The sequence below is a fragment of the Stenotrophomonas sp. P5_A8 genome, from assembly GCF_056400545.1.
The window spans coordinates 1-2,991 of record NZ_JBFULB010000411.1; the positions used below are offsets into that span (position 1 = coordinate 1).

General features: G+C 66.2%; 3 protein-coding genes. 2 read left to right on the forward strand and 1 reads right to left on the reverse strand.

Going from position 1 to position 2,991, the window contains the following annotated elements:
* Nucleotides 1-71: 71 nt before the first annotated feature.
* Nucleotides 72-767: an AIM24 family protein gene (locus AC1DQP_RS18845; RefSeq protein ID WP_256776801.1), complete on the reverse strand. Its 696-nt coding sequence runs from the start codon at nt 765-767 to the stop codon at nt 72-74.
* A gap of 238 nt (nt 768-1,005) precedes the next feature.
* Here AC1DQP_RS18845 and AC1DQP_RS18850 point away from each other — a divergent pair, with 238 nt between their 5' ends.
* Nucleotides 1,006-2,505, forward strand: coding sequence for a GGDEF domain-containing protein (locus tag AC1DQP_RS18850; protein WP_256776802.1), 1,500 nt, complete (start codon nt 1,006-1,008; stop codon nt 2,503-2,505).
* Between the two features lie 125 nt (nt 2,506-2,630).
* On the forward strand, nt 2,631-2,991 hold a 361-nt coding region (locus AC1DQP_RS18855; protein ID WP_478052240.1), incomplete at its 3' end, for an amino acid kinase family protein.

Sequence of the window (2,991 nt, forward strand, 5' to 3'; positions counted from 1 at the left end):
CAGTTGCACTGGCAGTTGCCGTCGCTCTTGCTGCTATAAAAGCCTAAGCGCGCCAGCGCACCCGCAACCCCTCACCCCTTAGCCTGGAACGTCACTTCCTCATAAGGCTGCACAACCACCCAACCCTCGCCCGCAAAACGCATCTGCAGCGTCTCGCCAGAGCCACGCCCCACCAAAGTCCCCAGCGAAATATCCGCCACGATCTCCGGCACCAGCGACCCCGACCAAGCCACCGTCGCGTTCGGATCGGTGAACACCGGACCGCCCTGCGCCGTCACCGGCAACGTCAACGGCTCGTAGTGCGACGTCATCGCCACGATCCCGTGACCGCTCAACTTGATGTTGAACAGACCACCGGACAGCATCCCCGCCACCTTCTTCATCATCGTGATCTTCGACTCGATCCCGGTCTCGAAGGCCAGCACATCGTTGCCGTTGACGAAAATCGACTCCCCGGCCAGCCGCACCAGCGTCACCTGCTTGCCCGCATCGGCCAGGTACACACGCCCCTGCCCCTCCACCTTCATCAACTGCAGGCCCTCGCCCGTCATCATCTTCTTCAGCAGCGTCCCGAGACCCTGCTCCAGCAGCCCCTGACGGGTGAACTTCACCCCGCCCTTGCGGGCCACCATCGAACCGGCCTTCGCCCACACCATCCCATCGACGCGCACCTCCAGCATGTGCGGGCTTTCCAGCTCGAACGCATCGGCACTGACGTCCTTCTCCTGGGTGGTGGACAGAAACTCATGCAGCGACTTGACGGCCATCTGTTGCGTCATCCTTGTGATTAAGAGCGCGAATGGTAGCGGACCTCCCCCTCCGCCGGTGAATGTGTTACCAAGAGCGCGATGAACACACCCGCCGCGATCTGCCCACTGGTTTTGCAGCGCATGGCGCATTACCCACGATGCCGCCAACGCCAATCGAAAAACCACCGCAAGAATCAACGCTCAAATCTGTGACGGACTCCATGTATTCTTGCCTCAACACACCAGTAGCCCCGCCATGCCTCCCGAGCTGACAGCCGCCCTGGCGCTCTGCCGCAACCTACCCTCGCCGCCCGGTATTGCCCTGCGCATCATCGAGCTGGCCCAGGACCCGGAAGCGGACATCACCACCGCCGCCGACATCATCGCCATCGACATGGCGCTGAGCGCGCGCATGCTGCGCATCGCCAATTCCCCGCTGTATGCCAGCCGCCGGCGCATCGAAAACCTCGGCCAGGCGCTGACCATGCTGGGCCTGAATGCCACCGTCAGCCTTGCCTTGGGCTTTACCGTCACCCAGGGCYTGACCAGCCCCGGGCAAGGCCAGGACCTGCGCGAACGCGCATGGCGGCGCAGCATTCTCAGTGCACTGGCCGCCAGCCTGCTCGGCCAGGCCCGCGGCCTGCGCAAGGCCGAAGAGCTGATGCTGGCCGGCCTGCTGCAGGACCTGGGCATCCTCGTGCTGGCCCAGTCGCAGCCGGACACCTACCTGCCGCTGCTGCGCCAGGCCAGGGACAACGACGCCCTGGTCGCACTGGAACGCGAACACCTGCAGTCCAGCCACGCCGAGGTCGGCGCCTGGATGGCCGACCAGTGGCAGCTGCCGCGCTACCTGGTGGACAGCATCGCCCGCAGCGAATCGCCGGCCGACGCCGAAGACAACTTCCAGACCTGCGTGGCCCTGTCCGGCGCCGTGGCCGACATCTGGCTCAGCGCCGATGCCGATGCCGCGCGCGAACACGCCCTGCAGCTGGTCAACGAGCGGCTGCAGCTGGACAGCGCCCAGTTCGACCAGGTCCTGGCCCGGATCGGCGAGGCCCTGCCCGATATCAGCGCCCTGTTCGAAACCACCCTGATCTCCCCTTCGCGCGTGCAGCAGCTGATCGACCACGCCCAGGAGCTGGCCACGCTGCGCAACCTGCGCGAAATGCAGGACGCGGCCATGGCCCGGCAGCGTGCCGATGAGTTCGAGGCCCGGGCCAACCGGCTGGCCGAACAGGCCCACCGCGATGCGCTCACCGGCGTGCTCAACCGCCGCCAGCTCGAGGCCGTGCTGGAACAGGAATTCCTGCGCGCCACCCGCCACGGCTGGCCGCTGTCGGTGGCCTTCATCGATCTGGACGACTTCAAGAAGATCAACGACGCCCACGGCCACCTGATGGGCGACCAGGTCCTGCGCGCCTTCGCTGGCAAGCTGCAGGAGCAGCTGCGCACCAGCGACACCGTGGCCCGTTTCGGTGGCGAGGAATTCATCGCCCTGCTGCCCAACACCACCGAGCCGGTCGCCCTGGAAGTGGTGCGCCGGGTGCTGGCCAGCATCGTCAACACCCCGATGGCCGAAGTAGCCGACGGTCCGCTGTTTGTGACCTTCTCCGCCGGCGTGGCCACTCAGGGCGGCTACGAGCGTTTTGCCGATGTTCAGGACCTGCTCAAGGCCGCCGACGACGTGCTCTACCGCTCCAAGAACCTGGGGCGCAACCGCGTCATCGCTCGCTCGCCGGGGACCGCCCCGGCCTGAGCCGGGTCGGCCGCAGTAACGGCGGGGGCCGGACCGGACCTGCGCCGCAGCGCAGCAAGATTTCTCCACGGACGGGCCCGGCTTCCAGTAGAATTTGCGCGTTTTCCACGCACCCAGAGGCCACCATGTCCAATCTTTCCTATCGTCGCATCCTGCTGAAAGTTTCCGGGGAGGCACTGATGGGGGATGAGGACTACGGCATCGACCCGAAGGTCATCAACCGCCTTGCCCGCGAAGTGATCGAAGCCCAGCAGGCCGGCGCCGAAGTGGCGCTGGTGATCGGCGGCGGCAACATCTTCCGCGGCGCCGGCCTCGCCGCCGGCGGCATGGACCGGGTGACCGGCGACCAGATGGGCATGCTCGCCACCGTGATCAACGCGCTGGCCATGCAGGACGCGCTGGAAAAGCTCGGCGCCAAGGCGCGCGTGATGAGCGCCATCAAGATCAACGACGTGTGCGAGGACTACATCCGCCACCGTGCCATCC

Excerpts from the sequence above, each read along its gene's own strand:
- AC1DQP_RS18845 (WP_256776801.1), bottom strand. The coding sequence starts at position 767 with ATGGCCGTCAAGTCGCTGCATGAGTTTCTGTCCACCACCCAGGAGAAG.